The organism is Thermus amyloliquefaciens (assembly GCF_000744885.1).
Taxonomy (GTDB): Bacteria; Deinococcota; Deinococci; order Deinococcales; family Thermaceae; genus Thermus; species Thermus amyloliquefaciens.
In genome coordinates this window covers 1174251-1198300 of record NZ_JQMV01000003.1, presented here as the reverse complement: position 1 = coordinate 1198300, position 24050 = coordinate 1174251, and the positions used below count along the sequence as shown (strand labels likewise).

Here is a 24050-nt window from a genome sequence, read left to right as displayed (position 1 = left end):
CTCAACCCTACCTACTGGTAGGTATGGACACCCGGACCCGCATCCTCCAAGCGGCCCGCCGGGCCTTTGCGGAGCGGGGCTATGCCGCCACCCGTTTGGACGAGCTGGCGGCTGAACTGGGCCTCACCAAGGGGGCCTTTTACCACCACTTCCCCAACAAGCGGGCCCTCCTGGAAGCCCTCCTTGCCGAGTCCCGCGCCCAGGCCCGGGCGGCCCTGGAAGGGCCCGGCTCCCTGGAGGAGCGCCTTTTGGGCTATGCCCTGGCCTACCGGGAGGGCGTGGAGCCCTTGGCGGCCTTGGCCACGGCCCAGGGGGGGAGAGGGGGGGAGGAGGAGGCCCGGCTTTTGGCCAAGGAGGCCATGCGCCGGGAGATGGCCTATCTGGAGGCCTTTTTTGAGGCGCGCTTTCCCGGGAGGGGCCGCTCCCTGGCCGCCCTTTTCAGCTCCATGGTCCACGGGGCCCACATGCTGGAGCGGCACCTGGGGGGGTACCGGGCGGAGGCCCTTCTGGGGGAGTGGATCCGGGTGTTCGTCAAGGGTTTGTCCGAAGGGGAGGAAGAGGCATGAAGCAGCTCATGGCGGCGGTGTTGGCGTTGGGTTCGGCCTTGGCCCTGAGCCCTGAGGAGGTGTGGCGGGCCCTCGAGGCCCACGCCAAGGTGGCGGGCTACCTGGTCCAGGCCCGCCAGGGCCCGGTGGTCTACCAGGTGGCCTTCCGGCGCCCTTGGGTGCGCATTGACTGGCTGGAGGGTCCCGAGTACCTCAAGGGCAGCGCCTTGGTTACCGATGGGCAACGGGCCTGGAGCAAGGGGCCCAAGGGCCCCTGGCAGGAGGGTAGGGCCATGCCCCCCGAGGATCCCCTACAGCTTCTCTTCACCGGCTTTCCGGAGGTGCAGCGGGACTACGTGGTGCGTGACCCTGAGGAGGAGGGGGGTCTTTGGCGCTTCCTCCTTGCCCGGAAGACCCCGCCCAAGGACGAGCGCCAGCCCGCGGCCTGGCGCATCACCCTGAACCCCAAGGGGCACCTGCCCTTCCGCTACGAGGTGCTTTCCCCCTCGGGTAAGGTCCTGTCCCAGGTGGAGTACGTGAAGCTGGATCTGAAGGTGCCTCCCCAGAGCCTTTTTGAGGTGAAGCCGTGAGCGGCCGGCTCCTTTTGGCCCTGATGCTGGGCGTCTTCATGGGCGCCCTGGACAACTCCATCCTGGCACCCGCTTTGCCCGCCATCGCCGAGGACCTGGGGACGGGGGTGGACCGGATCACCCTGGCCTTCTCCATCTACACCGTGTTCTACGCGGTGGCCGTGCCCATCCTGGGCAGGCTTTCCGACCTCTTGGGCTACGGGCGGGTGTACGGGGTTTCCATGGCCCTTTTCGCCGGAGGGAGCGCTTTGGCGGCCCTTTCCCAGAGCCTGGAGATGCTGGTGGCGGCCCGCGTGGTCCAGGCGGTGGGCGCGGGGGGGCTTTTCCCCGTGGCCCAGGCCATCGTGGGGGTGGTGGCCCCGGAGGAGCGGCGGGGGGCTTACCTGGGCCAGATCCTGGGGGTCTTTGCCCTGGGCAACGTGCTGGGGCCGAACCTGGGCGGGTTCATCGTGGAGCGGGCTTCCTGGCACTGGGTGTTCTGGATCAACGTGCCCATCGGGGTCTTGGGGGTTCTGCTCCTGGCGGGGATGGCCCTTCCCCGGCCCACCGGCCGGGCCCCCCTGGACCTGGTGGGGGGCGGCTTGGTGGCCCTCACCTTTGGGAGCCTGGTCCTAGGCATTCAGGGGCTGGAGCGGCTGGAGGACCTGGGCTTCCTTTCCCCGCGCATCGGGGGCCTCTTCCTCCTGGCCCTCCTGGCAGGCCTGGCCTTGATCTTCTACGAAAGGCGGCACCCAGCCCCCCTCCTGGACGTGCGCCTGGCCCTCTCACCCCCCTTCTTGCCCCTTTGGCTGGTGTCCACCCTGGTGGGCTACGCCCTCCTGGGAGGGATCGTTTTCGCCCCCCTTTACGCCCAGGTGGCCTTCTTCCTTTCCCCCTTCGCCTCCGGGGCCATCCTCAACGCCCTGGCCCTGGCCCTGGGCGGGGTGAGCGGGGCGGCGGGGGCCATGGTGGGCCGGGTGGGGGGCAAGCGGCTGGTGGTCCTGGGGATGGGCCTCACCGCCTTGGGCCTTCTGGTGATGGCCTACCTGGCCAGCGCCCTCTGGCTTCTCGTCCTGGGGCTTTTCCTCTTGGGTACGGGGCTTGGCCTGGTGCAGGGTCCGCTCTCCTACCTGGCCTTGGGCCTGGCGCCTCGAGGGAGCCAAGGGCAGGTTTCCAGCCTGGTCTCCCTCACCCGTAGCCTAGGGGCGGCTGCGGGGATCACCGTCTCGGGGGTCCTCCTGGCCCGTAGAAGCCAGGAGCTGGCCTCCCTCACCGCCGGGGGGCCGGGGGGTTTTCTGGGGGCACGGGCAACCTGGCCGAGGCCCCGGCCTTCGTGAAGAGCCTGCTCCAGGGCACCCTGGGGGAGGGGGTGTTGGACGGCTGGCGGCTCGCCTTCCTCGCCGCTTTGCTGGGCTTTGCGGCCGCTTTCCTCCTGCGGGAGGCTTCCCGGAACCCCACGGAGGCCAAGGTGGGGGCTAAGGGCTGAAGGGGTGTGCTTTCCTGTGGGGCGCCCTTAGGGGCGCCCCAACACGTATTCCCGGATGGCCCGGGCGGTGTACCCGTGCCGCTCCGTGAGGAGGTCCAGGTGGGTGAGGCCGGGGAGGACCAGGGCCCGGCCGGGGGTTTGGGGAAAGACCTCCCCCAGGCGGAAGCCTTCGGGTTGCGCCACCAGCCCCCGCCCCGCCCCCAGGGCCAGGACGGGGTAGGGGAGGGGGCGGGGCCTGAGGTCCGGGGCCACCAAGGGGTACCCCGCCACCTCCAGGAGGAGGCGGTAAGGGAAGTACCACTCGGAAAACCCGGTCTCGGGCCGGGCGAAGGCCCTTAAGAAAGCCCTCGGGTCCGTGGCCTCCCCGGTGTCCCGCCACTCCACCAGCCTGCCCCTTGGTCCCCGCACGGTGAGGACCAGGCGCCCCTGGAGGAGGCCCAGGAGGCTCAGGCCCTCCCGGGCCCAGGCCCGGCCCACGCTGACGCTAAAGATGGGGAAAAGGCTGTAGTGGTCGTCCACCCGGAGGAGGGCCTGGGCCTCCCGGGTGGCCCGGTAGGGGCCGTGGGGCACGGGCTCGGAGGGACGCCGGGCCGCCAGGAAGGCCTCGGCCTCCGCCAGGGCCAGGTCCCTAGGCCCGAGGAAGGGGAGGCGGAAGACGGGGTCGGCCCGGCCCTGGAACAGCTCCTCCAGCCCGGGGACGCGGCCGAAAGGGGTGGTATACCCCTGCTCCAGGGCTTCCCGGGAGAGGGGTTGCGGCTGGAGGGCCCCGTCCAGGAGGACCAGGCCCCTGAGCTTCTCCCCGTGGCGGAAGGCGTAGAGGGTGGCCAGGCTCGCCCCCAGGGAGTGGCCCGCCAGGACCACGGGGGCCCTTTGCCGGGCGGCCTCCACCGCCAGGTCCAGATCCCTTAGGTGCACCTCCAGGCCCCAGGCGCGTAAGGGGGAGGGGTCGGGCTCGGGGAGGTTTTGGTAGTAGGCCAGGGGGTCTTGGGCCAGGAAGCCCCGGCGGTCCTCCAGGCCGTTGGCCCGCCGCTCCCAGGCCCAGACCTCCAGCCAGGGGGCCTCCCGCCGCAGGTGCTCCGCCAGGAGGGCGAAGTTGGTGCTCCCCCCGAGGAGGCCCGGCACCAGGAGGAGGACCGCCCTCGGGGCCTCCGCCGGGTAGACCAGGGCGTAGCTCCGGTCCAGCTCCGGCCAGCCCGTGGGGGCCCCGGGCAGGGCCCGGTACTCCTGGGCCAGGGCGAGCCCCAGGAAGAGAAGGGGAAGGGCGCGCATGCCCCCATCCTGCCAGAGGGGGCGGAAGGGGTTTGCGGGGGGGCTTACAGGCCCTCGAGAGCCTCGGGGCCCAGGGCCCGGGCCCGCTCCAGGACCCGCATCCGCCCCTGGAACTGCCCCGTGCTTGGCCTCCTCCAGGAGGAAGGTGGTGAGGTACATCTCCTCCTCCAGACGCCCCTCCCGGGCCACCCGGGCCACCAGGGGCAGGAGGTCCAAGGTCACCGCCTCCTCTCCCCCCAAAAACAGGCTCGCCAGACGCAGGAGGAGGTCCTGCCCCTCAGGGGGGAGGCGGAGGAAGGCCTCCCGGTCCTCCCGGAAGTCCAGGGCGGCGGGGTCCCAGAAAAGCCGCTTGGCCTTGTGGTAGAGCCGGAGGGGAAAACCCTCACGAAGGCCCTCTTCCACGGTGCGGAAACCCGGGTGCATGTGCCTCCTTGCAAGGGGATTCTACCTCAGCCAGGAGGAGGCCGAGCCCCCCGAACCCCTCCAGCCTTCCCCGGAAACCCGCCCCCTTCATCAGGGCCAGGACCTCCTCCGCCCGGGGCCGCCAAAGGCCCCAGGAGGGCCCTGGCCCCAAGAGGAGCATCCCGAAAAGACGCCCTCCCGGCCGGAGCACCCGGCGGGCCTCCTGGGCCGCCCGCAAGGGATCGGGGAACTCGTTCCAGGTGGGGCCGATGGCCACGCCGCCAAAGGCCCCTTCCCGGAAAGGCAGGGCTTCCCCGTGGCCCAAAAGGTAAGGGCCCGGCCGCCTGTGGCGGGCCACCCGGAGGAAGGCGGGGGAGGGGTCCAGGCCCACCGCCCTCTCCCCCAGGGCCTCCCGGTAGACCCCGGTCCCCGTGCCCACGTCCAAAAAAGGCCCACCGGTGGGCAGGAGCCAGTCCCGTAGGCGGACGAGCTCCTCCGCGAAGGGGAGCCCTTTCCCGGAGAGAAGGCCGGTGGAGCGCCGCCGCCAGGCGTCGTAGAGGAGGGGGATGGGGGGAAGGCGGTTCGCCAGCCAGAGGTGGGGCCGCTCCCGCCCCGCGCGAAGGTCCAGAAGGCCTCCCCGGAAGGGGTAGCGGGCCCCGCAGCCGGGGCAGCGGGCCTCCCCCGCCACCTCCAGCCCCCCCCGGCACCGGGGGCAGGCCAGGAGGGGGGGGAGCCAAGGGGGCATGGGTCCCTTCACCTTTCCGAGGAAGGGGCCCCCCGGACGGGCCGGGGGGCCCTACGCCTTCCCCTTACCGGTTTCCACCGAGGGCGGCCGCGTCCACCACCGGCACCACGGTGAGGGTCCCTGCTTTGACGCTTCCCACCGCAAAGACGGTGTAGGTCTTGCCGCTTTCCAGAACCACCCCGGGAAGCTCCAGGGCCACGGTGCTCGTTCCCGCCACCCGGACCTCGAGGTCATACCGCCCCGCGGGCACCACCAGGTACTGGCCCGCCCGGGGGAAGGGGAGGTTGCCGAAGAGCACCGGGCCCCCCTTCACCGCCACGTCCACCGCTGGGGCGTCGGGGGAGGTGTGCACCACCCGCACCCGCGCGTAGCCCGCCCTCGGGAAGAGACCCGCCAAGGCGTCCACGTACACCTGGGGTCGGATCTGGGCCAGGAAACCGGTGGCGGCCACGGTGTAGTAGACCCCCTCCCGCAGGTCCAGCTCGGCGTCCATGACCACGGGGGCGTCCTGCCCTGCGGGCACCACCTGGACCCGCACCTTCGCCGCGGGGAGGGCCAGGTAGGGGGTCACCTCCTTGAAGGCCAGGCCCGTGATGGCCCGCTGGCCGTTCACCAGCACGTCTACCGCCGGGGCGTCAGGGGAAAGGTGCGCCACCCGCACCAGGGCCCCTTGGGCCAGGGCCAAGCCGCCCACCGCCAACGCCAAAAAAAGACCGATCCACCTTTTCATCCTTTCGCCTCCCAAGGGGAAGCGTACGGGGGATTTCCTTGTAAAACTTTTGTCCAGGATACGAAGATTTCGCGAACCCCCTCCTCGAGCTTCCGGGGGCCTTACGGGGCCAGGCCCAGGGCGTGCCCCAGGTCAAAGGCCAGGAGGAACCCCCCTGGGCCAGGATGGCCAGGCCGAAGCTCCGGTGGGAGGCCGTGCGCCCCCGGAGGAAGAGGAGGGCTCCGGCCAGGAGGTAGAGGAGGTCCAGCCCCGCGTTCGCGAGGAGGATCTCCCGCAGGTTCCCCGGGGCCTCCCGTCCCAGGGCGCTCATCGGCAGCGGTTGAAGCGGGGGTCCAGGCCGCCGCCTCCTGCCTTAGGCCCCTCCAGCCCGGGGGCAGGGGGAGGGGGGTCTCTCCCCCAAGCCCCGGTCCCCGAAGCCAGAGGGTGGGGCGGAAGCCCTCGAGGCAGCCCGCCCCCACGAAGGGGGAGGCCCTAAAGGGGAAGCCCTCCGGCACCTCCAGGTGGAAGAAGGCCCACCCCTTGTTGTGGGGTGGCCTAGAGGGGCTTGGTCCCCTGAAGCCGGGCGTAAAAGGCGTGGGTCAGGGCGATGGCCAGGGCGTCCGCCAGGTGGCTAGGCTTGGGGGCTTCCTTGAGGCCCAGGATGCCCCGCACCATCAGGGCCACCTCCTCCTTGCCCGCATGCCCGTGCCCGGCCAGGGCCTGCTTCACCTGCATGGGGCCGTAGGCAAAGACCGGCACCCCCGCCTCAAAGGCCGCCACCAGCACCGCCCCCAGGGCCCAGCCCACCTTGTAGGCCAGCTCGTTTTGCCGGTAGAAAAACTGTTCCTCCACCGCCAAGGCCTCCGGGCGAAAGCGAAGGAGGGCCTCCTTGACCCGGGCGTGGATGCGCCCCACCCGTTCCTGCGCGGGCTCCTTGTGGGAGGTCTTCACCACCTCCCCATGGAGGAGGCGGGCCTTGAGGCTTCCTTTGGCCTCCACCTCCACCACCCCCAGGCCCAGATGGGTGATGCCGGGGTCTATGCCCAAAACCACCATGCCCTAGGGGCCCTAGTTGCCCCTTCTGGGGGGGTAGTCCGCATCCCCGTAGCGGATAAAGGCGGGGATGTCAAAGTTGTAGGGATCGGCATGGGTGGGGAAGTCCACCGGCCGAAGCGGCTTGGGCACCACGGTGCTTTCCCCAAAGCCTGCGGCGATCAGGATCACCCTGAGCTCGTCCTGGGCCCGGTCATCGTAGGTGACCCCGTAGAGGATGTCCACGTCCTCGTTGCCCGTGGCCTCCCGTACCCGTTCCACCACCTCGGCGGCCTCCATGAGGGAGAGGTCCTCGGAGCCCACCACGTTGAGGAGAAGCCGCCTGGCCCCCTCTATGGAGCGCTCCAGGAGGGGGCTATGGGTGGCGGTCTTGGCGGCCTCCTCCACCCGGTTTTCCCCACGACCTGCCCCGATGCCCATGAGCACCTGGCCGGCCCCCTCCAGCAGGGTCTTCACGTCGGCGAAGTCCACGTTGATGAGGCCTGGGAGGTTGATGACGTCGGTGATGCCCTTCACCCCGTGGTAAAGGACCCGGTCGGCGATGAGGAAGGCATCCTTGAGGCTTACCTTTTTGTCCACCGCGGAGAGGAGGCGGTCGTTTTGCACCACCACCATGGCATCCACCCGTTCCCTAAGGCGCTTGATGCCCTCCTCGGCGGCCTTTAGGCGCTTGGGGCCTTCAAAGCTGAAGGGGCGGGTCACCACGGCCACGGTGAGGGCCCCTAGGCGCTTGGCCACCTCCGCCACCACCGGGGCGCTTCCCGTTCCCGTGCCGCCCCCCATGCCGGCGGTGATAAAAACCAGGTCGGCCCCTTCCAGGGCCTCGGCGATGAGGTCCTCGGCCTCGAGGGCCGCCTTCTCCCCGATCTCGGGGTTGGCCCCAGCCCCCAGGCCCCGGGTGAGCTTCTCCCCCAGCTGGATGCGCACGTCCGCCAGGCTCTTGGCCAGGACCTGGGCGTCGGTGTTGGCGGCGATGAACTCCACCCCCACAAGCCCCGCCTCAATCATGCGGTTCACCGCGTTGTTCCCCGCGCCCCCGAGACCGATGACCTTGATGACGGCTCCTTCCATCTTCCCCTCCTCTTCCCCAAACGCAATCAGAATAGGTTATTGAGAATTTCCTTGATCCGCGCCCAAAGGCCCTCGCCCTTCACCTTTTCCTCTCGCTTTTCCCTTCTTTCCCTGGCCCTTCTGGGTTCGGGTGCGGGGATGGGCAGGAGGGCGGCGTAACGAACCAGGCCCACGGCGGTGGCATGGCCAGGGGTGGCCACCACGTCGGTGAGGCCGGAGACCCCATGGGGCTTGCCCACCCTTGCGGGAAGGCCATACTGCTGCCTGGTCAGGAGGTCAAAGCCCCGCAGGAGGGCGCCTCCCCCGGTGAGGATGACCCGGTTCACCTTGATCTCCAAGGGGCCCACGGCCTCGTCCACCGACTGGCGGGCCAGGTGCAGGATCTCCCGCAGACGGGGGCGGATGATCCGGGCCAGTTCGGGAGCGGGCACCTCCCCCAAGGACCCGCTTTCCTGGTTGATCTCCAAGACCAACTCGGGATCCGCAAGCTCGGGTAGGGCGGCCCCGTACTTGCGCTTCACCCTTTCCGCCTCTTCAAAGGGGATCTTCAGGAGCTGGGCGATGTCCTGGGTCACGTGGTCCCCGCCCAAGGGCAAAACGGAGGAGTGGGCCAGACGGCCCTCGCGGAAAACCGCCACCTCGGTGGTTCCCCCGCCCACATCCAGGAGGAGGACGGTCATGTGCTCCTCCTCGGGGGCGAGCACCCCGAGGCCGCTGGCCAGGGGCTGGGCCACCAAGGCCTCGATCTCCAGCCCCGCGTCCTCCACCGCCCGGCGCAGGTTGGCCAAGGGCCCGCGCCCCGCGGCCACCAGGTGGACGTCCACCTCGAGGCGCACCCCCGCCATGCCCACGGGGTCGCGGATGCCCTCCTGGCCGTCCACCTTAAACTCCAAGGGAAGGGCGTGAAGGAGCTCCAGCTCGGCGTCAAAGGGATACGCCTTGGCCTGCTCAATGGCCCGCTCCACATCGGCCGCGCCGATGCTCTGGCCCCGGCGGATGGCCGCCAGGCCGTGGCTGGTCACGCTTTTGAGGTGGGGGCCTCCCACCCCCAGGATGACCCGCTCCACCTTGACCCCCGCCACCCGTTCCGCCTGGTGCACGCTTTGGCGGATGGCCTCCGTGGTGCGCTCCAGGTTGACCACCACGCCCCGCTTCAAGCCCTGGGAGGGAACGGTGCCCTCGCCGATGATGTCCAAAACGCCATCGGGGGCCAGCTCCCCGATCACGGTGGTGACCTTGGTGGTGCCGACGTCCAATCCAGCGATAATCATGGGCTTATGCTCACCCCCCAAGAATACAGGTAAACCTTCCCCTTGGGTACACCTGCCTGGGCATACTCTACTAGAAGCCGGGCCTCCGGGGCAAAGGCCACGCCTTGGGGCGTTTCCACCCAAAACCCGGCGGGCGTGTAGCGCAGCCGGGTGGCCTCGGGGTAGGCGCGGGCCAGGGCCAGGAGGTCTTGGACGGGCAGAGGGCCTTGGCCCTCCACCCTCGGCCCCTTGGCCACCCCTGCCCCTTTGGGAAGCACCGTCCCGTCGGTGGCCAGGGCGTTGCCGTCCGCCAGGGGAAGGAAGGGTTCCCGCTCCCTAAGGACCAGGCGGACCTCCCCCACCCGGGGCTTTTCCAGCCGGGCTTCCGCCACCCAGGGATCCTGACGCAGGGCCTTCAAGCGGCCATCCCCCACCCAAAGCCAGGGTTCGCCGGGGTAGAGCTGGGTGCGGTTCAGGATCTCCTCCTTTGGGAGGTGGCGGTGGCCTTCCACCACCACGGTTTCCACGGGGAAGAGCACCAGGCTGGCCACGTAGAGGGTGGCGGCGAGGAGAAGGGCCAGCACCAGTCTCATCCCCATCATCCTAATCCCTCAGCGTGAAAAATCGGATAAGGCTACGGCCATACCTCCCACTCCAGTTCCAGGGGCAACTCCTCCCGGATGCGCCTGACGAGTTCCAACACGTCCCTGGCGGTGGCCTGTCCGAGGTTAACGATAAAGTTTCCGTGTTCCAGGGATACCATGGCGTCGCCCACCCTTAAGCCTTTAAACCCCCTTTCGTCGATGAGCCGGCCCGCCGAGTGGCCCGGCGGGTTTTTAAAGGCGCAGCCGGCGCTTTTGCGCTTGGGTTGGCCCTTTCTGGCGGCGTCCACCTCGGCCATGCGCCGCCTGATCTCCTCCAAGGGGCGCTCCTTGAGCTTGAGGCGCACCCGGGTCACGATCCCCCCGGGGGGAAGCTGGCTTTGCCGGTAGCCGAAGCCCAGTTCCTGGGGAAGGTAGATGTGGAACCGGCCATCGTGGAAGATCTCCACCGCCTCGAGGGCATCCGCCATCTCCCCGAACCGCGTCCCCGCGTTCATCTTGACCGCACCCCCCACCTGGGCGGGGATGCCCAGGAGGCCCTCGAGGCCGGAAAGCCCCTGGCGGGCCGCCTCCTGCACCAGGAGGGGGAGGAGGACCCCTGCCCCCACCCAGCCCCGCAGGTGGTAGGTGGCGAACTCGCCCGAGAGGCGGATCACCCTTTCGGGCACCCCCTCGTCCATCACCAGGAGGTTGGAGCCGTTTCCCAGGACCCGGTAGGGGGCCTCCGTGGCCTTTTGCAGGTCCTTAGGGGTTTCCACGGTCCAAAGCTCCGCCGGGCCTCCCACCCCTAAGGTGGTGTAATCCTTGAGGAGCACCCGCTCAACCTTCATGAACCAGCCTCCACGCCAGCTCCGTTACGTCCCCTGCGCCCACGGTGAGCCAAAGGTCGTCTGGGGTGGCGGTGGCCCTGGCGTAGGCCAAGGCCTCCTCCTTTTCCAGGAGGCGGGCCGGTTTCCCCAGGGCCAAAAGCCCCTCGGCGATCCTTCGCGAAAGGGCCTCGGGGGCAATCTCCGCCCTTTCCCCTGCGGTATAGACGGGGAGAACCACCACCTCGTGCGCCGAGGAGAGGGCCTCCACGAAGCCTTCCCAAAGCTCCAGGGTCCGGAGGAGGCGGTGGGGCTGGAAGAGCACCCTGACCCGGCGGCCCAGGAGGTGGGCGGTGGCCAGGGTGGCCTTGACCTCCGTGGGGTGGTGGGCGTAGTCGTCCACCACCCAGGCGCCCCGCACCTCCCCCACCTTTTGGAAGCGGCGCCCCACGCCCGGAAAGCGGGCGAGGCCCTGGAGGATGGCCAAAGGCTCCACCCCGAAGCTTAGGGCGGCCAGGGAGGCGGCCAGGGCGTTTTGCACGTTGTGGGCACCCGGGACCAGCAACCGCACCTCCCCCAGGGGCTGGCCTTGGTACACCAGCCGGAAGCGGCTTCCCGTGGGGCCCAGCTCAATGCCCTCGGCCCAAAGATCCCCTCCCTCGCCAAAGAGCCTCCTGGGGAGGCCCTGGGAAAGCCTTAGGAGCCTGGGGTCAGAGGTGGGGACCACCACCGCCTTGGCCCGGCGCAGAAACCCCCGCATGGCCTCCTCCAACTCCTCCAGGCTTGCGTGGTAGTTGGGGGCCCTTTGCCCGGCGGGGGCGATGTGGTCCGCCTCCAGGTTGGTGGCCACCGCCACCTCCACCCGCACCTCCTGGAAGAGGGGGTCGGACTCGTCCACCTCCGCCAGGCGGGGGCCAAGGCCGAAGCGGGCGTTGCCGCCCAGGAGGGAAAGCTCACCCCCGAGGAGCACCCAAGGGTCTAGCCCCGCGGCCAGGAGGATGCTGGCCAGCATCCCCGTGGTGGTGGTCTTGCCGTGGGTGCCGGTGACGCCCAAGGAGGGTTTTTGCCCAAGCAGGTGGGCCAATAGTTCCATCCTGCGCAACACCCGCATCCCCCTGCGCCGGGCCTCGGCCACCTCCGGGTGGTCCGGGGGAATGGGGGTGGGGACCACCAGGGTATCCTCCCCCTGGAGGTGGGCGGGATCATGCCCCCTGTGAACCGGTACCCCCAGGCTTTCCGCCCGCCGGCCGGGGGCCAGGTCGCACCCGGTTACCTCAATGCCTTCCCCCAGGAGGAGGCGGGCCAAGGCGCTCATGCCCACCCCCTCGAGGCCCATGACGTGCACCCGTTTCATAGGAGTTCCTCCAACCAATCCGCCAGCCTTCCCGCCGCCCCCTCGGGGGAGAACCGGGCTATGCCCTCCCGGTAGGGCTCGGGGCGGGACAGGATCCTCTCCACCTGCTCGGCCAGCCGGGCCAGTTCCCCAAGCTCCGCCCCACCTCCCTTTTGGTAGGCCTGGGCGTTGGCCGCCTGGGCGCCCCCGTCCAGGCTGGGGGGAAGGGGAAACAGCAGGGCGGGCAGGTGGTGGTAGGCGGCCTCCGCCAGGGTGCCCGCCCCGGCCCGGGCCAGGAGGAGGTCCGCGGCGCTCATGGCCAGGGGGGCGTCCACGAAGCCCGCAATCCGGTAGCGGTCTTCTTCCAGATGCCGGTAACGCTCCACCCAGCGCTCCCCCACCTGGTGGAGCACGGGGAGGCCCAGGGGTTTGAGGAGGGGGGGAAGCTTTTCGTTGAGCTCCAGGCTCCCCTGGCTTCCCCCGAGGACGAGGAGCAAGGGCTGCTCGGGGGGGAGGCCGAGCCGGGCCCGGGCTTCGGCCTTGGGGTAGCGCACCTCCCGCACCGGGTAGCCGGTAACCCGGGCCTTGCGGGCAAGCCCTAAGGCCAGGGTGACCGGCACGGAGAGGGCCAGGCCCCGGGCCAAGGGGGCGAGGAGCCTTATGGCCAGGCCCAGTTTGGCGTTTTGCTCGTGAAGGAGGAGGGGAACCCCCCGGAGTGCCCCCGCCAGGGCTCCGGGAAACCCGGCGTACCCTCCGGTGGAGAGGATGGCCCCGGGCCTTTCCCGGCCCAGAAGCCTCCAGGCGGCCTGGAGGCCTTGGAGGAGCTTTTGGGCCTCCTGGGGCCGGAAGGTGCTGCGGTCCAGCTTGCCTGCGGGGATCAGGGCGTGGGGAATGGAGGTTTGCGGCAGGAGGCGGGCCTCGAGGCCCCCTTGGCTTCCCAGGTAGAAGACCTCCCGGCCCCGCCTCCTCAGCTCCTCCGCCACCGCCAAGGCGGGGAAAAGGTGCCCCCCGGTTCCGCCCCCGGTCAGGAGGACCACGGTTGCACCTCCTTCCTGGGCACCTCCCGGGCCAGGCGCATCAGCGCGCCCACGGCGAAGCCGCTGACCAAAAGGGAGCTTCCCCCATACGACACCAGGGGAAGCGGAACCCCCGTGACCGGCAGAAAGCCCACGGTCACCCCGATGTTGAGGGCGGCCTGCAGGGTGAGGTAAAGGGTGAGGCCGAGGGCCACCAGCCCCAAGGGCCCGGGGAGCTTGAGGGCCACGGAGAGGCCCCGCGCGAAGAGGAGGGCGTAAAGCAAAAGGACCATGAGCCCCCCCAGCCAGCCCGTGGCGAAGACCACGCTGGCGAAGACCATATCGTTGTGGGCCTCGGGCAGGTGGGGCAGGTCGCCAGAGGGCCCCTGGCCAAAGGGTCCGGCCAGGATCAAGGCCTTCTGGGCCTGCAGGACCTGGTAGGCGGTCTGGGTGGGGCTGGCTTCTCCTTGAAGATAATCCAGAAAGTTCGTGAAGCGTTCGGAGACGTAGCGGAAACGGGCGAAGTACACCCCGGAAAAGGGAGCCAGGGCCAAGGCCCCCGCCAGGCTCACCATGATGAGCCGCCGCCAGGGCACCCCCGCCAGGATGAAGAGGAGGCCGGCCAGGGTCACCAGGAAGAGGGCGGTGGCAAAATCGGGTTCCACCAGCACCAGCCCCGCGGTGAGGCCCACCAGGGCTGCGGCCCCCACGATGGGGTAGTCGTTTCCCTTCCGCCCCACGAAGGAGGCCAGGTAGAAGACCAGGGCCACCTTGGCCAGCTCCGAGGGCTGGAAGTTCAGGGGTCCCAGGTCCAGCCACCGCCGCACCCCGCCCGGCCCATTCCCCACGGCAAGCACCAGGAGGAGAAGGCCCAAGGTGATGAGTAGGAGGAGGCGGGCATGGCGGAGGAGCCTTCCAGGGGGCAAAAGGAAGCCGAGGCCCATGGCCAGGAGGGCCGAGCCGATGCGAAGCAGGTGGTCAGGGAGAAGGCCCGGCTCCGCCACCCCCACCCCAAGGAGGCCGAAGGCCATGAGGAGGAGGCTACTCAGGAGGAGGGTGGGGTCCATGGCTCACCTCCCAAAGCATAGACCGCCTCCCGGAAAGCCTGGGCGCGGTCCTGGTAGTCCCTAAACTGGTCAAAGCTGGCCGCCAGGGGAGCCAAAAGGACGCTTCCCCGCTCCAGGCGCTTTAGGGCCTCGGCCACCGCTTCCCGTAAGGCTGCCCGGCCGTCCCTGTGGGGCAGGACCACCACCTCCACCCCACCCCCCAGGGCCTCGGCCAACCGGGCCCCGTCCCTGCCGATGGCCAGAACCACCCGCACCCGGCGGAGAAGGGGGAGGAGGGGTTCCAGCTCGGCGCCCTTATCCTCCCCCCCCAGGATCCAGGCGATGGGGGCTGGGGCGGCTTTCAAGGCCGCGGCCACGGAGGGGGTGCGGGTGGCGATGGAATCGTCGATGAAGACCACCTCCCCCTTGCGGGCGAAGATCTGGAAGCGGTGGGGAGGGGAGGGGAGGGTTTTGAGGCTTTTGCGTAGGGCTGGGGTGTGCAAGGGACGGCCCACGAGCTCCAGGTAGGCCCGGGTGGCCTCGAGGGCCGCCCTTTGGTTGGTCTCCCTGGGGGAGTTTCCGGGGGTAAAGGGGTAGAGCCGGGCGGGGGAGCCCAGGGCTGCCTGCCGCACCTTGGGGTCTTCTTGGTTGTACACCAAGGCGTCCTCGGGGGTAAGGTTCTTGAGGAGGTTCAGCTTGGCCTGATGGTAGGCCTCCACGCTCCCGTGCCGGTCCAGGTGGTCCACCCCCAGGTTGAGGAGGACCGCCACCCGGGGGCGGAAGGCATGGATCCTTTCCAACTGGAAGCTGGAAAGCTCAGCCACCGCCACCTCGGCCTCGTCCACCACGCTCACCAAGGGGGGGTCCACGTTCCCCCCTTCCCGGGCCTTCAGGCCCTGCCCCCGTAGGAGATGGGCGATGAAGAGGGTGGTGGAGGTCTTGCCGGCGGTGCCGGTGACGCCAATGATGGGGGTGGGGGAAAGGCGGTAGGCCAGTTCCGCTTCCCCCAGGATCCGGGCCCCGCGGGCCCTCAGGGCTTGCAGGTGGGGGTGGGAAAGGGGCACCCCGGGGGCGGCCACCACCTCCTGGTACTCCCCCTCCAGCTTCCAATCCGGGGCAAAGCCCAGGCCCAGGGCCTCCTCCACCTCCTCTGCCCGGGGCCGGTCGTCGTAGAAGCGGGCCTCGAGGCCCCGGCTTTTCAGGAAGCGCAGCACCCCAAGCCCGCTTCGCCCAAGCCCGTAGACCAGGATCATGCCCCACCTCCCAGGCCGAAGGCCAAGGCGGTGGCCAAGGCGGTGAGGACGGCGAAGCGGAAGACGATCTTGGCTTCCTCCCAGCCGGAGAGCTCCAGGTGGTGGTGCAAGGGGCTCATGCGCAGCAGGCGCCTTCCCGTTTTGCGGAAGTACAGGACCTGGGCCACCACGGATAGCACCTCCAAGACGGGAACAATGGCCGCCAAGGGCAAAAGCCAAAGCTTGCCCGTGAGGGCGAAAAGCCCCGCCACCATAGCCCCCAGGGCCTGGCTGCCCGTGTCCCCCATGAAGACTTTGGCCCGGGGGGCGTTGTGCCACAGGAAGCCCAGGAGGCCTCCCAGGAGGGTTTGGGCGAAGGGGTAGGGGTAGAAGGGAAGGAGGAGGAGGGCGGCCACGCTGGCCAGGAGCCCGTCCAGGCCGTCGGTGAAGTTGAAGGCGTTGGCCGCGCCCACCACCGCCAGCAGGATGAGGAGCACGTCCAAAAGGGGCCAGGGGGTGTAGGCCACCTGCCGCACCGCCCAAAGGGCGAAGACCAGGCCCATGAGGGTCTGCAGGGCCAGCTTCTCGCGGGCCCTTAGGGGCCGGGCGAGGCTTCCCCCCAGGTCGTCCAAAAACCCCAGGAGGGCAAAGCCCAGGCCCAAGAGCCAAAGCCCCAGGAACCCGTCCCTTCCCATGAACCCGTAGGCCAGGAAGGCGGCCAAGAGGAAGGCCACCCCTCCCATGCTGGGGGTACCCTCCTTGGCCAGGTGGGTCTTTGGGCCGTCAGTGCGCACCCTTTTGCCCAGGCCCAGGCTTTTCATGAACACGATCCAAACCGCCGTGAGGAACCAGGAGAGGAGGAGGGCTAGGGCCATACCACCTCCTTGCAGGAGGCCGTCCGCAGGCCGGGGACCAGGTAGAGGGTCTCCTCCCAGGCGGCGAAGTCTTGGGCTGTGGCCAGGGGCTTCGCCCCCTCGGGCCGGATCACGTGGACCCGGTCGCCCAGGAGGGCCACCACCCCGCAGGTCCCCGCCTGGGCCTTGCGGGCAGGGTGGGGGAGGGGGAGGCTGGGCCCCTCAGGGTAGAAGTAGGCCTCCTCTCCCAGGGCCACCACCCACCCCTCCCAGGCCACCACTTGCTGGAAGGCGCCTTGCCTGAGGCGTTTTCCTTCCCGGTAGAGGCCGTCTTTCCCCACCCAGAAGAGCCCTGCTTCTGTCCAGATGGCATCCCGTGCGGGATAGGGAAGGAGGTCGCCCCCCGCATACACCGCTTCCCCCAGGCCCACCACCCCCTTTCCCCCCGAGGCCCTGAGGAAGCGGGGCATCCCGGGCAGGGGAAGGCTTTCCCACTGGCCATCCCAATAGCGCAGGAGCTGGTAGGGGTAGGCGGCGAAGAGGCTGGAGGCGTCCGCATCCAAGAAGAGGGGGGTTCCGGGTAGGGCCACCTGGAACCGGCCCGTGACCAGCCCCCCTTGGGCAAACCCCCCGGGGTAGGGGAGGACCGCGGCTGGAGCCTGCAGGGGGGCACAGGCGGGAAGGAGGGTTAGGGGGGCCAAGGCTAGCCAGCGTCCCATAGTTCCAAAATCCTTTCCAGACCGATGCCCCTCGAGGCCTTCAGGTACACCAGGTCCCCGGGTTGCACCCTCTCCTTGAGCCAGAGGAGCGCCTCCTGGAGGGTTTCCACCCCTTCGCCGCCCAGGGCCGCCTGGGCCTTGGCGTAGCGTCCCACGTAAAGGGGGCTAAGGCCAAGCCGCGAGGCCTCCTCGGCCACCTCCAGGTGGAGCCTCAGGGCTTCCTCGCCCAATTCCAGCATCTCCCCCAGCACCGCCCACTTGCGCCCGGGCTGGGCGGCGAGCCAGGCCAGCCCCGCCCGCACCGAGAGGGGGTTGGCGTTGTAGGCATCGTTCAAAAACACCACCCCCTCCTTCTCGCGCCGCTCCATCCGTCCAGGGGGGAGGACCAGGTGGGCGATGCCCTCGGCCACCTCCTCGGTATCCCGGCCCAGGATCTCCGCCACGCCTAGAGCGGCCAGGGCGGCCAAGGCCGGGCCCATGCCGGGATAGGGCACCCGCACCTCCCGGGAGCCGTAGCGGAAACGGCTTTCCGTGGGGAGAAGCCGCAGGTCCTCTCCCCGGAAGGTGGCCTCGCCAAAGCCGTAGGTGGGAAGGCCCTGGCCCAGGCCGAAGCGCCCCAAGACCTCGGCCGCCTGGAGGCTCACCAACGCCTGGGGGGCAAGGAGGAGGCCCGCCTCCTCCCGCACCACCCCCTCGAGGTTCCCAAAGGCCAACAGGTGTTCCTCCCCCAAGGCGGTGAGCACCGCAAGGTGGGGCTTGGCCAGGCCCATGAGTTCGGCCATCTCCCCCACCCGGTCCACCCCCAGCTCCACCACGCACCCAGGGGCCTTGGGGTCAAGCCCCAGGAAAAAGCGGGCCAGGGGAGGGGCGGTGTTCTGGTTCCCCTGGGGTGCGGGGAGGCCGAGGGCCTGGGCGATGGCCTCCTTGGTGGTGGTTTTGCCGGAGCTTCCCCCCACGGCCACCACCGTCCCCGGAAAGAGGCCCCGCAACCCTTCCCCCAGGGCCAAAAGGGCCCGGTAGGTGTCCTTCACCTCCACCGTGGCCGGTCCGGGTTGGTCGGAGAGGACCAGGTGGGCCCCTCTGGCCAAAGCCTCGCCCACGAACGCCCGGCCGTGGGTCTGCCTTCCCGGCAGGGCCACAAAAAGGCTTCCCGGTTGGACCTCCCGGCTATCCCAACGGAGGTCGTGGACGGGCCTTCCCCCGGGGTGAAGCCTTCCCCCCGTGGCCCTGGCCACCCACTCCGGCGTTACTTCCCTAACATGACCAACATACACAAGCCACTCACCGCCCTTCAGCATAGGGGGGTACGCCGCTATACGCCAAGAGCCCGGCGGCCACCTCCCGGAAGATGGGGGCGGCCACTTGGCTGCCGTGGATCTCCCCCTTGGGGTGGTGGATGGCCACCACCACGGTGTAAAGGGGCTGGTCCCCGGGTACAAAACCGGCAAACCAGGCGGTAAAGACCTCCTGGGAATAGCGGCCCTTCACCACCACCTGGGCGGTGCCGGTCTTGCCCGCCAGGGGGTAGCCGGCCAGCTGGGCCCTGGGGGCAAGCCCCTGGTGCAGGGCCTGGCGGATGGCCTCGGCCGTGGCCTGGGAAAAGACCCGTTCGGACCGGGCTTCCTGGTGGGTGAAAAGCCGAGGGGGGCGGTAGGTGCCGTCCACCAGGGCGTTGAAGGCGGCGGCCAGGTGCAAGGGGGTTACCAGAAACCCCTGGCCGAAGGTGTGGTTGGCGTAGGCGGCGGGGCTCCAGGTCTGAGGGGGGTTCACCACCGGGGCGGCCACCCTTACCCCGGGAAGGGGGGTGGGATCGGTGAGGTGGAGCCGTTCCATGTATTGGTGGAAAACCCGCTTGGGCAGGGCTTCGGCCAGCAGGCTGATGCCCACGTTGGAGGAGTAGCGAAGCACCTCGGCCAGGGTGAGGACGGGGGGGTGGGGGATGGCGTCCCGGATGGTCCATCCGTCCACCACCCGGCGCATGGGGGCCTCCACCCGGGTGGTGAGGCTGGCCGCCCCTTCCTCCAGCAGCATGGCGGCAGTGAGGGCCTTCATGGTGGAGCCGGGCTCCAAGGGTACCAAAAAGGCGTGGTTACGCCAGGAGATGTCCTGGCGGGGGTCCCGCCTGGGGGCCAGGGGGTCAAAGGCCGGGCCGTTGGCCACGGCCCGGAGGTTACCTTCCCTGTCCAGGACGAGCAGGGTGCCAAAGGCCCCCCGGCTTCGCGCCAGCCCTTCCCATAGCGCCCTTTCCGCCATGGCCTGGACCCAGGGGTCCAGGGTGAGGGTGAAGGAGCGGCCCGCCTCGAGGGCCGCGTTCAAATCCCGCTCCAGCCCCTCCAAGCCCCGGCCCGAGCCCCGCTCCCCAAAGCCCAAAAGCTGGCTGGCGCTCGTCCCCAAGGGGTAGTAGCGTCCCCCCTCGAGGCTTACGGCCAAGGGGGTACCGTCTTGGGCGTAGAGGGTGCCCCTAGGCGCCGGGGCCGGAGGGGGGGCCCTGAGGATCCTGGGCGGATGGGTGACCAGGCTATAAAGCCCTAGGGCGAAGAGGAAAAGCCAGAGGCCCAAGCCGAAAAAGACCCAGGAGACGCGGCCTAAGCCCAGGGTCACCTTACCCACCTCCCCTCGCTCATGGGCACGAACCCCACCCTCTTGGCCCAGGAGAGCACCCGGTGGGGCAGGGTGGCCCGCCACCTTTCCTTGAGCAGGGCTTCCTCCTGCAGGCGCAACCGGGCGATCTCCGCCTCCATCCAGGCCAGGTGCGCCTTTTCCAGCTGGTTGCGGTGGCCCAGGGTGAAGACCAGGAGGAGGGCCAAGAGGTAAAGGAGGCCGAAGCGAAGGGCTGTGCTCCCGTTTCCTGGGCGGCGCATCAGGCCACCTCCTTTTCCCCTGCCCGGAGCTTGGCGCTGCGGGACCGGGGGTTCCTGGCGAGCTCTTCCGGGCTTGGGATGATGGGCTTCTTGGTGAGCACCTTTAGGTGGCTTTCCTTCAGGAAGCGCTTCACCAGGCGGTCTTCTAATGAGTGGAAGGTGATGACCACAAGCCGCCCCCCGGGGGCCAAAACCTCCTCCGCTTGCCTGAGGAAGTCCTCCAGGGCCCCAAGCTCGTCGTTCACGTACATGCGGATGGCCTGGAAGGTCTTACGGGCGGGGTGGCCCGCCTTGCGGAAGCCCACGGCCTGCCGCACCACCTCGGCGAGCTCCAAGGTGGTGCGGATGGGGGCTTTTCGCCTCCTTTCCACGATGGCCTTGGCGATGCGGTAGGCCTGCTTCTCCTCCCCCAGGTCCCGCAGGATGCGGTAGAGGTCCTCCAAGGGCAGGGTGTTCACCACCTCGTAGGCGGTGGGGCCTTCCTCCCCCATGCGCATATCCAGGGGACCTTCCTTTTGGTAGCTGAAGCCCCGCTTGGGGTCTTCCAGGTGGAAGCTGCTCACCCCCAGGTCGGCCAGGATGCCCGCCACCTGGCTAACCCCGGCCTCCTGGAGGACCTCCTTCAGGTGGCGGAAGTTGCGCTGAAAGACCCTAAGCCCAGGAAGGTGGAGGGCCTCAGCCCGGGCCACGGCCTCAGGGTCCTGGTCCAGGCCGATGACCAGGCCTCCCTGTTCCAAGATGCCCTTGGTATGCCCGGCGCCTCCCAAGGTGGCGTCCACGTACACCCCTCCTGGGCGGACCTGGAGGAGGTCTAGGACCTCCTCGTAGAGAACGGGAATATGCTCGGTAATGGCGTCCATAATCTCCTATCCGATGAGCCCCTTGAGGGCCTCGGGGGCCGGGGGGTTTTGCATGATCTCCTCAATGGTCTTCCACCAGCGTTCCTGGCTCCAGATCTCCAGCCTTCCCGGGGCCCCGGCGATCACCACCTCCCCCCCTTCCTGGAGGCCGGCGAACTGGCGGAGGGGAGGGGGAATCAGGACCCGGGAGGCGTTGTCCATGCGGGTTTTGTGGGCCCCGGAGTAGAAGAAGCGCACGAAGGCCCGGGCCTGGGCGTCGGTGAGGGGGAGGTTGACCAGCTGCTCCTCAATCTTCCGCCAGCGGTCCGAGGGGAAGACGTAAAGGCACCCCTCCATCCCCCGGGTGAGCACCAGGCCGTCCTCGAGGAAATCCCGGAAGGGGCCGGGGATCACCACCCGCCCCTTGTCGTCCAGGCTGTACTGGTATTCGCCGAAGGGCATTTCCCACCTGGTCCCACCCTCTGGGGCTGGCGGGGATTGGGCATCCGCTCTAGAGCCTTACCCGCAGAGGAGCTCTTGCCAGGGAGTATAGCACGGATTCCCCACAGTTTTCCACCAGCTCCCACCTATGTCCCACTCTTTTCCCACCCTTGCGGCAAAGAAAAACCCCAAGCCGAGGCTTGGGGAGTCCCAGGACAGGGCGTAAGCCGGGTTCTGTTTTCGGCGGTCATCTCTCTGGGACCACGGTCGCCCGTGGCCTCAAGCGGCCCATCCCAGGGGTTATGGCGGGCCGGGCAAGCCCTTCCCCTCTACTGGGCCTTGCACCGGGTGGGGTTTGCCGTGCCGCCCCTGTTTCCAGGAGGCGCGGTGGGCTCTTACCCCACCGTTTCACCCTTGCCCGCACCAGGCCTTGCCTGGCCGCTGGCGGTCTCTTCTCTGTGGCACTTTCCGTCGGGTTACCCCGCCCAGCCGTTAGCTGGCACCCTGCCCTATGGTGCCCGGACTTTCCTCACCCGAGGGGGTCGTCCCCCGGGCGCGACCGCCCCCCTGTCCTGGGGCATCCCCCATTTTAGCCTGGTTTTGGGGTAAAGTGAAGGAGTGCGGGTTCCCTGGTATTGGCCCTTGGTGCTCCTTTTCCTGGCCTTGGTGGGGCTTGGGGTTTTGGGGGTGCTCTGGCTTTTTATGGCCCTGGCCGTGGGCATCGGGATAGCTGGGGTGGCCTTTGAGCGCCTCCGCCGAAGGCTCTTCGGCCCCAGGTGGCGGCGTCTGCCCCCGCCCTAGGCTTGCGGCAAGCCCGGGTGGGGGTTAAACTAGAAGGCGGTTTTGCGCACGGCCAAGACCGTGCGGAAGGAGGCGAAACGTGAAGGAAGGCATCCACCCCAAGCTGGTTCCCGCCCGCATCATCTGCGGCTGCGGCAACGTCATCCACACCTATTCCACCCGGCCCGAGATCCACGTGGAGGTTTGCAGCCACTGCCACCCCTTCTACACGGGGCAGCAGCGCTTCGTGGACACGGAAGGCCGCGTGGAGCGCTTCCAGCGCCGCTACGGAAACGCTTACCGCAAGGGGAAGTAGAGGGTCTAGGAGGTTTAGGGGGTGGGGTCTTTAGGGCCTCGCCCCCCTTGCCCATTTGGGCCACGGGTTTCCAGGCTGGTCGTACCCGCGGGCCAGGGGGAAGCCTCCCCTCCCGGGCCCTCAGGCATTCCCCAAACCCCGCCCAGGGGCTTCAGGGGTTTGGGGGGTAGGCCTTTGGGTAGAATCCGGGGCAGGATGCCTCCGGTACTGCACCGCCAAGGTTGGCTTGAGGTGATCGCCGGGCCCATGTTCTCCGGCAAGAGCGAGGAGCTCATCCGCAGGGTCAAACGGGCCCTCATCGCCCGGCAGCGGGTTTTGGTGTTCAAGCCCAGGCTGGATACCCGTTACCACGAAAGCCAGGTGGTGAGCCACGATGGCCAGCGGGTGGAGGCCATCCCCGTGGGCGAGGCCCGGGAAATAGAGGCCTACCTCTCCCCCTTGCCCCAGGTGGTGGCGGTGGACGAGGTGCAGTTTCTGGATGCCGGCCTTTTGCCCTTGGCGGAGGGGCTGGCCCGGCAGGGGGTGCGGGTGATCCTGGCGGGGCTGGACCTGGACTTCCGGGGCGAGCCCTTTGGCCTCATGCCGGAGCTTTTGGCCCGGGCGGAGTTCGTGGAGAAGCTCACCGCCATCTGCGCCCAGTGCGGAGCCCCCGCCACCCGCACCCAGCGCTTGGTGAACGGAAGGCCCGCCCGCTACACGGACCCCGTCATCCTGGTGGGGGCCAAGGAGCACTACGAACCCAGGTGCCGGGCCTGCCACCAGGTGCTTCACTGAGAGAGGGGCAGAGGGGCCCCCTTGCGTTTCCTGAACCGCACCTCCAATACGCCCTGGCGCAGGCTGGCCTGGGCGGTACCCTCCTCCACGGGGCCGGGTAGGTCCAGGGTGCGGCGGAAGGTGCCCATGGGCCTTTCCTCCAGCAAGTAAACCCCGGGCAAGGGGTGGCGGACGCCCGCCAGGGTGATGCGGCTTCCCTCCTCCAGAAGCTCGAGGTCCTCGGGGCGGACCCCGGGGAGGTCCACCAGCAGGATGTAATGCTCCTCGTCCTCGAGGAGGTCCACCCTGGGGGTCCAGGCGGCGGGTTCCTCCCCGGTGAGTTGGTAGGCCAGCTCGGCGATGCGCTCTTGCAGCTCTTTTAGCTTACGCAGGGTCTCCAGGCGGTCTAACCGTTCCAGCATGCCCTTAGCATAAGGGATGTGGAGACGATCCCCGTCCTGGCGGGCCCCACGGGAAGCGGGAAGACCCTCCTGGCCATGAGGCTGGGGGAGGAGCTTCCCCTCGAGGTGGTCTCCGCCGACGCCACCATGGTCTACCGGGGGCTGGACATCGGCACGGACAAGCCCACCCTGGAGGAGAGGCGGAGGGTGCCCCACCACCTGGTGGATATCCTGGACCCCTCGGAGGCCTTGAGCGTGGTGCGCTGGGTGGAGCTGGCCGAGGCGGCCATCGCCGATATCCTGGCCCGGGGGGGTGTCCCCTTGGTGGTGGGGGGGACGGGGTACTACATCCGGGCCCTTTCCCAAGGGCTTCCCACCCTGCCGCCGCCCGATCCCCAGGTCCAGGCGGCCCTTTGGCGGGAGCTGGAGGAAAGGGGGCTTGAGGCCCTGGCGGCCGAGCTTCACCGGGTGAGCCCAGGGGATGCCCTCCGGGTGGGGGGGAACCCCAGGCGGCTGGTGCGGGCCCTGGAGGTGGTGAGGCGCACGGGCATACCCCCCGCCCGCTTTCCCCTTCGCCCGCCCCGGTTCGCCTACAGGAAGCTGGTCCTCTGGCCCGAGCGCCCCTGGCTCTTCCCCAAGCTGGAGGAGAGGGCCAGGCGCCAGTTCGCCCAGGGCCTGGTGGAGGAGGTGAGGGCCCTTTTGGAGCGGTACCCCACCATGCCCACCGCCCTCCAGGCCATCGGCTACAAGGAGGTGGTGGGGTACCTGAAGGGGGAGTATGGCCTAGCGGAGGCCTTGGCCCGGGATATCCAGGCGGTGAAGGCGTACGCCAAGAGGCAGTACACCTGGTTTCGGCGCGAGCCTGGGGACGTCACCTACCTGCCGAGGGGCGGGGAGGAGGCTTACCTGGGCTTTCGCGACTGGCTCAACCTGCACTTCGGGCTATAGTAGG

29 protein-coding genes and 1 other RNA gene are annotated in these 24050 nt (G+C 69.1%); 8 read left to right on the top strand and 22 right to left on the bottom strand.

Translation table 11 applies throughout. The features are described from left to right. Window positions 1–23 precede the first annotated feature (23 nt). Genes BS74_RS06425 through BS74_RS11910 form a run of 4 tightly spaced genes read left to right on the top strand, consistent with a single transcriptional unit; the run spans window position 24 to window position 2600 of the window. Window positions 24–566 carry a TetR/AcrR family transcriptional regulator gene (locus BS74_RS06425; protein ID WP_038057111.1) on the top strand — a complete coding sequence of 181 codons (543 nt, stop codon included), beginning with the start codon at window positions 24–26 and terminating at the stop codon, window positions 564–566. Then, the gene (locus BS74_RS06420; RefSeq protein ID WP_038057110.1) at window positions 563–1135 is read left to right on the top strand and encodes a LolA family protein; all 573 of its coding nucleotides are present in this window, start codon (window positions 563–565) and stop codon (window positions 1133–1135) included. The genes BS74_RS06425 and BS74_RS06420 overlap by 4 nt, the downstream gene beginning before the upstream one ends. Then, window positions 1132–2451, top strand: coding sequence for an MFS transporter (locus tag BS74_RS06415; protein ID WP_038057107.1), 1320 nt, complete (start codon window positions 1132–1134; stop codon window positions 2449–2451). The genes BS74_RS06420 and BS74_RS06415 overlap by 4 nt, the downstream gene beginning before the upstream one ends. Further along, window positions 2448–2600, top strand: coding sequence for a hypothetical protein (locus BS74_RS11910; RefSeq protein ID WP_185747708.1), 153 nt, complete (start codon window positions 2448–2450; stop codon window positions 2598–2600). Before BS74_RS06415 ends, BS74_RS11910 begins: the two co-directional genes overlap by 4 nt. A gap of 27 nt (window positions 2601–2627) precedes the next feature. Here the strand turns inward: BS74_RS11910 and BS74_RS06410 are convergent, their stop codons facing one another. The 21 genes from BS74_RS06410 to rnpB all read right to left on the bottom strand — a co-directional run bounded on the left by BS74_RS06410 (window position 2628) and on the right by rnpB (window position 21423). Next, complete coding sequence (locus BS74_RS06410; RefSeq protein WP_038058959.1) at window positions 2628–3869, bottom strand: alpha/beta hydrolase; 1242 nt, start codon at window positions 3867–3869, stop codon at window positions 2628–2630. 382 nt (window positions 3870–4251) lie between these two features. Beyond that, a complete protein-coding gene (locus tag BS74_RS11485) occupies window positions 4252–5016 on the bottom strand; it encodes a methyltransferase domain-containing protein (protein WP_051946794.1) in 765 nt (254 codons plus the stop codon). Window positions 5017–5080: 64 nt separating this feature from the next. Next, window positions 5081–5746, bottom strand: coding sequence for a DUF4397 domain-containing protein (locus BS74_RS06400; protein WP_038057105.1), 666 nt, complete (start codon window positions 5744–5746; stop codon window positions 5081–5083). After that, entirely contained in the window at window positions 5652–6056 is a 405-nt protein-coding gene (locus BS74_RS13225; protein ID WP_425427246.1) for a DUF6992 family protein, read from the bottom strand. The genes BS74_RS06400 and BS74_RS13225 overlap by 95 nt, the downstream gene beginning before the upstream one ends. A 224-nt stretch (window positions 6057–6280) precedes the next feature. Continuing rightward, window positions 6281–6781: a crossover junction endodeoxyribonuclease RuvC gene (gene ruvC, locus BS74_RS06390; RefSeq protein WP_038057100.1), complete on the bottom strand. Its 501-nt coding sequence runs from the start codon at window positions 6779–6781 to the stop codon at window positions 6281–6283. A gap of 12 nt (window positions 6782–6793) precedes the next feature. After that, window positions 6794–7849 (bottom strand): cell division protein FtsZ, encoded by a 1056-nt coding sequence (gene ftsZ / locus BS74_RS06385; protein ID WP_038057099.1) that lies wholly within the window; start codon window positions 7847–7849, stop codon window positions 6794–6796. A 26-nt stretch (window positions 7850–7875) separates the two neighbouring features. Beyond that, window positions 7876–9120 carry a cell division protein FtsA gene (gene ftsA, locus BS74_RS06380; protein WP_038057098.1) on the bottom strand — a complete coding sequence of 415 codons (1245 nt, stop codon included), beginning with the start codon at window positions 9118–9120 and terminating at the stop codon, window positions 7876–7878. Then, window positions 9117–9701, bottom strand: coding sequence for a cell division protein FtsQ/DivIB (locus BS74_RS06375; protein WP_038057097.1), 585 nt, complete (start codon window positions 9699–9701; stop codon window positions 9117–9119). The genes ftsA and BS74_RS06375 overlap by 4 nt, the downstream gene beginning before the upstream one ends. A gap of 32 nt (window positions 9702–9733) precedes the next feature. Next, entirely contained in the window at window positions 9734–10531 is a 798-nt protein-coding gene (locus BS74_RS06370) for a UDP-N-acetylmuramate dehydrogenase (protein WP_038057096.1), read from the bottom strand. Continuing rightward, entirely contained in the window at window positions 10521–11861 is a 1341-nt protein-coding gene (gene murC / locus BS74_RS06365; RefSeq protein WP_038057095.1) for a UDP-N-acetylmuramate--L-alanine ligase, read from the bottom strand. Before murC ends, BS74_RS06370 begins: the two co-directional genes overlap by 11 nt. Then, on the bottom strand, window positions 11858–12877 hold the full coding sequence (locus BS74_RS06360; RefSeq protein WP_038057094.1) for a UDP-N-acetylglucosamine--N-acetylmuramyl-(pentapeptide) pyrophosphoryl-undecaprenol N-acetylglucosamine transferase: 1020 nt from the start codon (window positions 12875–12877) through the stop codon (window positions 11858–11860). The genes murC and BS74_RS06360 overlap by 4 nt, the downstream gene beginning before the upstream one ends. Beyond that, window positions 12865–13923, bottom strand: a complete 1059-nt coding sequence (locus BS74_RS06355) for an FtsW/RodA/SpoVE family cell cycle protein (RefSeq protein WP_038057092.1) — start codon at window positions 13921–13923, stop codon at window positions 12865–12867. Before BS74_RS06355 ends, BS74_RS06360 begins: the two co-directional genes overlap by 13 nt. Next, window positions 13902–15155 (bottom strand): UDP-N-acetylmuramoyl-L-alanine--D-glutamate ligase, encoded by a 1254-nt coding sequence (gene murD, locus BS74_RS06350; protein ID WP_038057090.1) that lies wholly within the window; start codon window positions 15153–15155, stop codon window positions 13902–13904. Before murD ends, BS74_RS06355 begins: the two co-directional genes overlap by 22 nt. Continuing rightward, a complete protein-coding gene (locus BS74_RS06345; RefSeq protein WP_038057088.1) occupies window positions 15152–16009 on the bottom strand; it encodes an MraY family glycosyltransferase in 858 nt (285 codons plus the stop codon). Before BS74_RS06345 ends, murD begins: the two co-directional genes overlap by 4 nt. Beyond that, window positions 16000–16707, bottom strand: a complete 708-nt coding sequence (locus tag BS74_RS06340) for a hypothetical protein (protein ID WP_038057086.1) — start codon at window positions 16705–16707, stop codon at window positions 16000–16002. The genes BS74_RS06345 and BS74_RS06340 overlap by 10 nt, the downstream gene beginning before the upstream one ends. Beyond that, complete coding sequence (locus BS74_RS06335; RefSeq protein ID WP_038057084.1) at window positions 16692–18005, bottom strand: UDP-N-acetylmuramoyl-tripeptide--D-alanyl-D-alanine ligase; 1314 nt, start codon at window positions 18003–18005, stop codon at window positions 16692–16694. The genes BS74_RS06340 and BS74_RS06335 overlap by 16 nt, the downstream gene beginning before the upstream one ends. Continuing rightward, window positions 17989–19308 carry a peptidoglycan D,D-transpeptidase FtsI family protein gene (locus BS74_RS06330; protein WP_038058955.1) on the bottom strand — a complete coding sequence of 440 codons (1320 nt, stop codon included), beginning with the start codon at window positions 19306–19308 and terminating at the stop codon, window positions 17989–17991. The genes BS74_RS06335 and BS74_RS06330 overlap by 17 nt, the downstream gene beginning before the upstream one ends. Further along, the gene (locus tag BS74_RS06325) at window positions 19305–19568 is read right to left on the bottom strand and encodes a hypothetical protein (RefSeq protein WP_038057082.1); all 264 of its coding nucleotides are present in this window, start codon (window positions 19566–19568) and stop codon (window positions 19305–19307) included. Before BS74_RS06325 ends, BS74_RS06330 begins: the two co-directional genes overlap by 4 nt. Then, complete coding sequence (rsmH, locus tag BS74_RS06320; RefSeq protein WP_038057079.1) at window positions 19568–20428, bottom strand: 16S rRNA (cytosine(1402)-N(4))-methyltransferase RsmH; 861 nt, start codon at window positions 20426–20428, stop codon at window positions 19568–19570. The genes BS74_RS06325 and rsmH overlap by 1 nt, the downstream gene beginning before the upstream one ends. A gap of 6 nt (window positions 20429–20434) precedes the next feature. Then, on the bottom strand, window positions 20435–20869 hold the full coding sequence (gene mraZ, locus BS74_RS06315) for a division/cell wall cluster transcriptional repressor MraZ (RefSeq protein ID WP_038028266.1): 435 nt from the start codon (window positions 20867–20869) through the stop codon (window positions 20435–20437). A gap of 186 nt (window positions 20870–21055) precedes the next feature. Next, an RNA gene (rnpB, locus tag BS74_RS11500) (RNase P RNA component class A) lies at window positions 21056–21423 on the bottom strand. Between the two features lie 43 nt (window positions 21424–21466). Here rnpB and BS74_RS06310 point away from each other — a divergent pair. From BS74_RS06310 to BS74_RS06300, 3 genes are all read left to right on the top strand, one after another. Continuing rightward, on the top strand, window positions 21467–21649 hold the full coding sequence (locus BS74_RS06310; RefSeq protein WP_038057077.1) for a hypothetical protein: 183 nt from the start codon (window positions 21467–21469) through the stop codon (window positions 21647–21649). A 79-nt stretch (window positions 21650–21728) separates the two neighbouring features. Next, window positions 21729–21944: a 50S ribosomal protein L31 gene (rpmE, locus tag BS74_RS06305; protein WP_038057074.1), complete on the top strand. Its 216-nt coding sequence runs from the start codon at window positions 21729–21731 to the stop codon at window positions 21942–21944. Between the two features lie 195 nt (window positions 21945–22139). Further along, window positions 22140–22718 (top strand): thymidine kinase, encoded by a 579-nt coding sequence (locus tag BS74_RS06300; RefSeq protein ID WP_038057071.1) that lies wholly within the window; start codon window positions 22140–22142, stop codon window positions 22716–22718. On the opposite strand, the gene BS74_RS06295 is transcribed toward BS74_RS06300, so the two are convergent. Next, entirely contained in the window at window positions 22712–23119 is a 408-nt protein-coding gene (locus BS74_RS06295) for an Hsp20/alpha crystallin family protein (RefSeq protein WP_038057068.1), read from the bottom strand. The genes BS74_RS06300 and BS74_RS06295 overlap by 7 nt on opposite strands. Window positions 23120–23137: 18 nt before the next feature. On the opposite strand from BS74_RS06295, the gene miaA reads away from it, so the two are divergent. Continuing rightward, window positions 23138–24046 carry a tRNA (adenosine(37)-N6)-dimethylallyltransferase MiaA gene (miaA, locus tag BS74_RS06290; protein WP_038057067.1) on the top strand — a complete coding sequence of 303 codons (909 nt, stop codon included), beginning with the start codon at window positions 23138–23140 and terminating at the stop codon, window positions 24044–24046. The last annotated feature ends 4 nt before the right edge of the window (window positions 24047–24050 follow it).

What these genes read in the sequence shown, in the direction of transcription:
- BS74_RS06425 (WP_038057111.1), top strand. Translation starts at nt 24, where the DNA reads ATGGACACCCGGACCCGCATCCTCCAAGCGGCCCGCCGGGCCTTTGCG.
- BS74_RS06420 (WP_038057110.1), top strand. Translation starts at nt 563, where the DNA reads ATGAAGCAGCTCATGGCGGCGGTGTTGGCGTTGGGTTCGGCCTTGGCC.
- BS74_RS06410 (WP_038058959.1), bottom strand. Translation starts at nt 3,869, where the DNA reads ATGCGCGCCCTTCCCCTTCTCTTCCTGGGGCTCGCCCTGGCCCAGGAG.
- BS74_RS11485 (WP_051946794.1), bottom strand. Translation starts at nt 5,016, where the DNA reads ATGCCCCCTTGGCTCCCCCCCCTCCTGGCCTGCCCCCGGTGCCGGGGG.
- BS74_RS06400 (WP_038057105.1), bottom strand. Translation starts at nt 5,746, where the DNA reads ATGAAAAGGTGGATCGGTCTTTTTTTGGCGTTGGCGGTGGGCGGCTTG.
- BS74_RS13225 (WP_425427246.1), bottom strand. Translation starts at nt 6,056, where the DNA reads ATGAGCGCCCTGGGACGGGAGGCCCCGGGGAACCTGCGGGAGATCCTC.
- ruvC (WP_038057100.1), bottom strand. Translation starts at nt 6,781, where the DNA reads ATGGTGGTTTTGGGCATAGACCCCGGCATCACCCATCTGGGCCTGGGG.
- ftsZ (WP_038057099.1), bottom strand. Translation starts at nt 7,849, where the DNA reads ATGGAAGGAGCCGTCATCAAGGTCATCGGTCTCGGGGGCGCGGGGAAC.
- ftsA (WP_038057098.1), bottom strand. Translation starts at nt 9,120, where the DNA reads ATGATTATCGCTGGATTGGACGTCGGCACCACCAAGGTCACCACCGTG.
- BS74_RS06375 (WP_038057097.1), bottom strand. Translation starts at nt 9,701, where the DNA reads ATGATGGGGATGAGACTGGTGCTGGCCCTTCTCCTCGCCGCCACCCTC.
- BS74_RS06370 (WP_038057096.1), bottom strand. Translation starts at nt 10,531, where the DNA reads ATGAAGGTTGAGCGGGTGCTCCTCAAGGATTACACCACCTTAGGGGTG.
- murC (WP_038057095.1), bottom strand. Translation starts at nt 11,861, where the DNA reads ATGAAACGGGTGCACGTCATGGGCCTCGAGGGGGTGGGCATGAGCGCC.
- BS74_RS06355 (WP_038057092.1), bottom strand. Translation starts at nt 13,923, where the DNA reads ATGGACCCCACCCTCCTCCTGAGTAGCCTCCTCCTCATGGCCTTCGGC.
- murD (WP_038057090.1), bottom strand. Translation starts at nt 15,155, where the DNA reads ATGATCCTGGTCTACGGGCTTGGGCGAAGCGGGCTTGGGGTGCTGCGC.
- BS74_RS06345 (WP_038057088.1), bottom strand. Translation starts at nt 16,009, where the DNA reads ATGGCCCTAGCCCTCCTCCTCTCCTGGTTCCTCACGGCGGTTTGGATC.
- BS74_RS06340 (WP_038057086.1), bottom strand. Translation starts at nt 16,707, where the DNA reads ATGGGACGCTGGCTAGCCTTGGCCCCCCTAACCCTCCTTCCCGCCTGT.
- BS74_RS06335 (WP_038057084.1), bottom strand. Translation starts at nt 18,005, where the DNA reads ATGCTGAAGGGCGGTGAGTGGCTTGTGTATGTTGGTCATGTTAGGGAA.
- BS74_RS06325 (WP_038057082.1), bottom strand. Translation starts at nt 19,568, where the DNA reads ATGCGCCGCCCAGGAAACGGGAGCACAGCCCTTCGCTTCGGCCTCCTT.
- rsmH (WP_038057079.1), bottom strand. Translation starts at nt 20,428, where the DNA reads ATGGACGCCATTACCGAGCATATTCCCGTTCTCTACGAGGAGGTCCTA.
- mraZ (WP_038028266.1), bottom strand. Translation starts at nt 20,869, where the DNA reads ATGCCCTTCGGCGAATACCAGTACAGCCTGGACGACAAGGGGCGGGTG.
- BS74_RS06300 (WP_038057071.1), top strand. Translation starts at nt 22,140, where the DNA reads ATGCCTCCGGTACTGCACCGCCAAGGTTGGCTTGAGGTGATCGCCGGG.
- BS74_RS06295 (WP_038057068.1), bottom strand. Translation starts at nt 23,119, where the DNA reads ATGCTGGAACGGTTAGACCGCCTGGAGACCCTGCGTAAGCTAAAAGAG.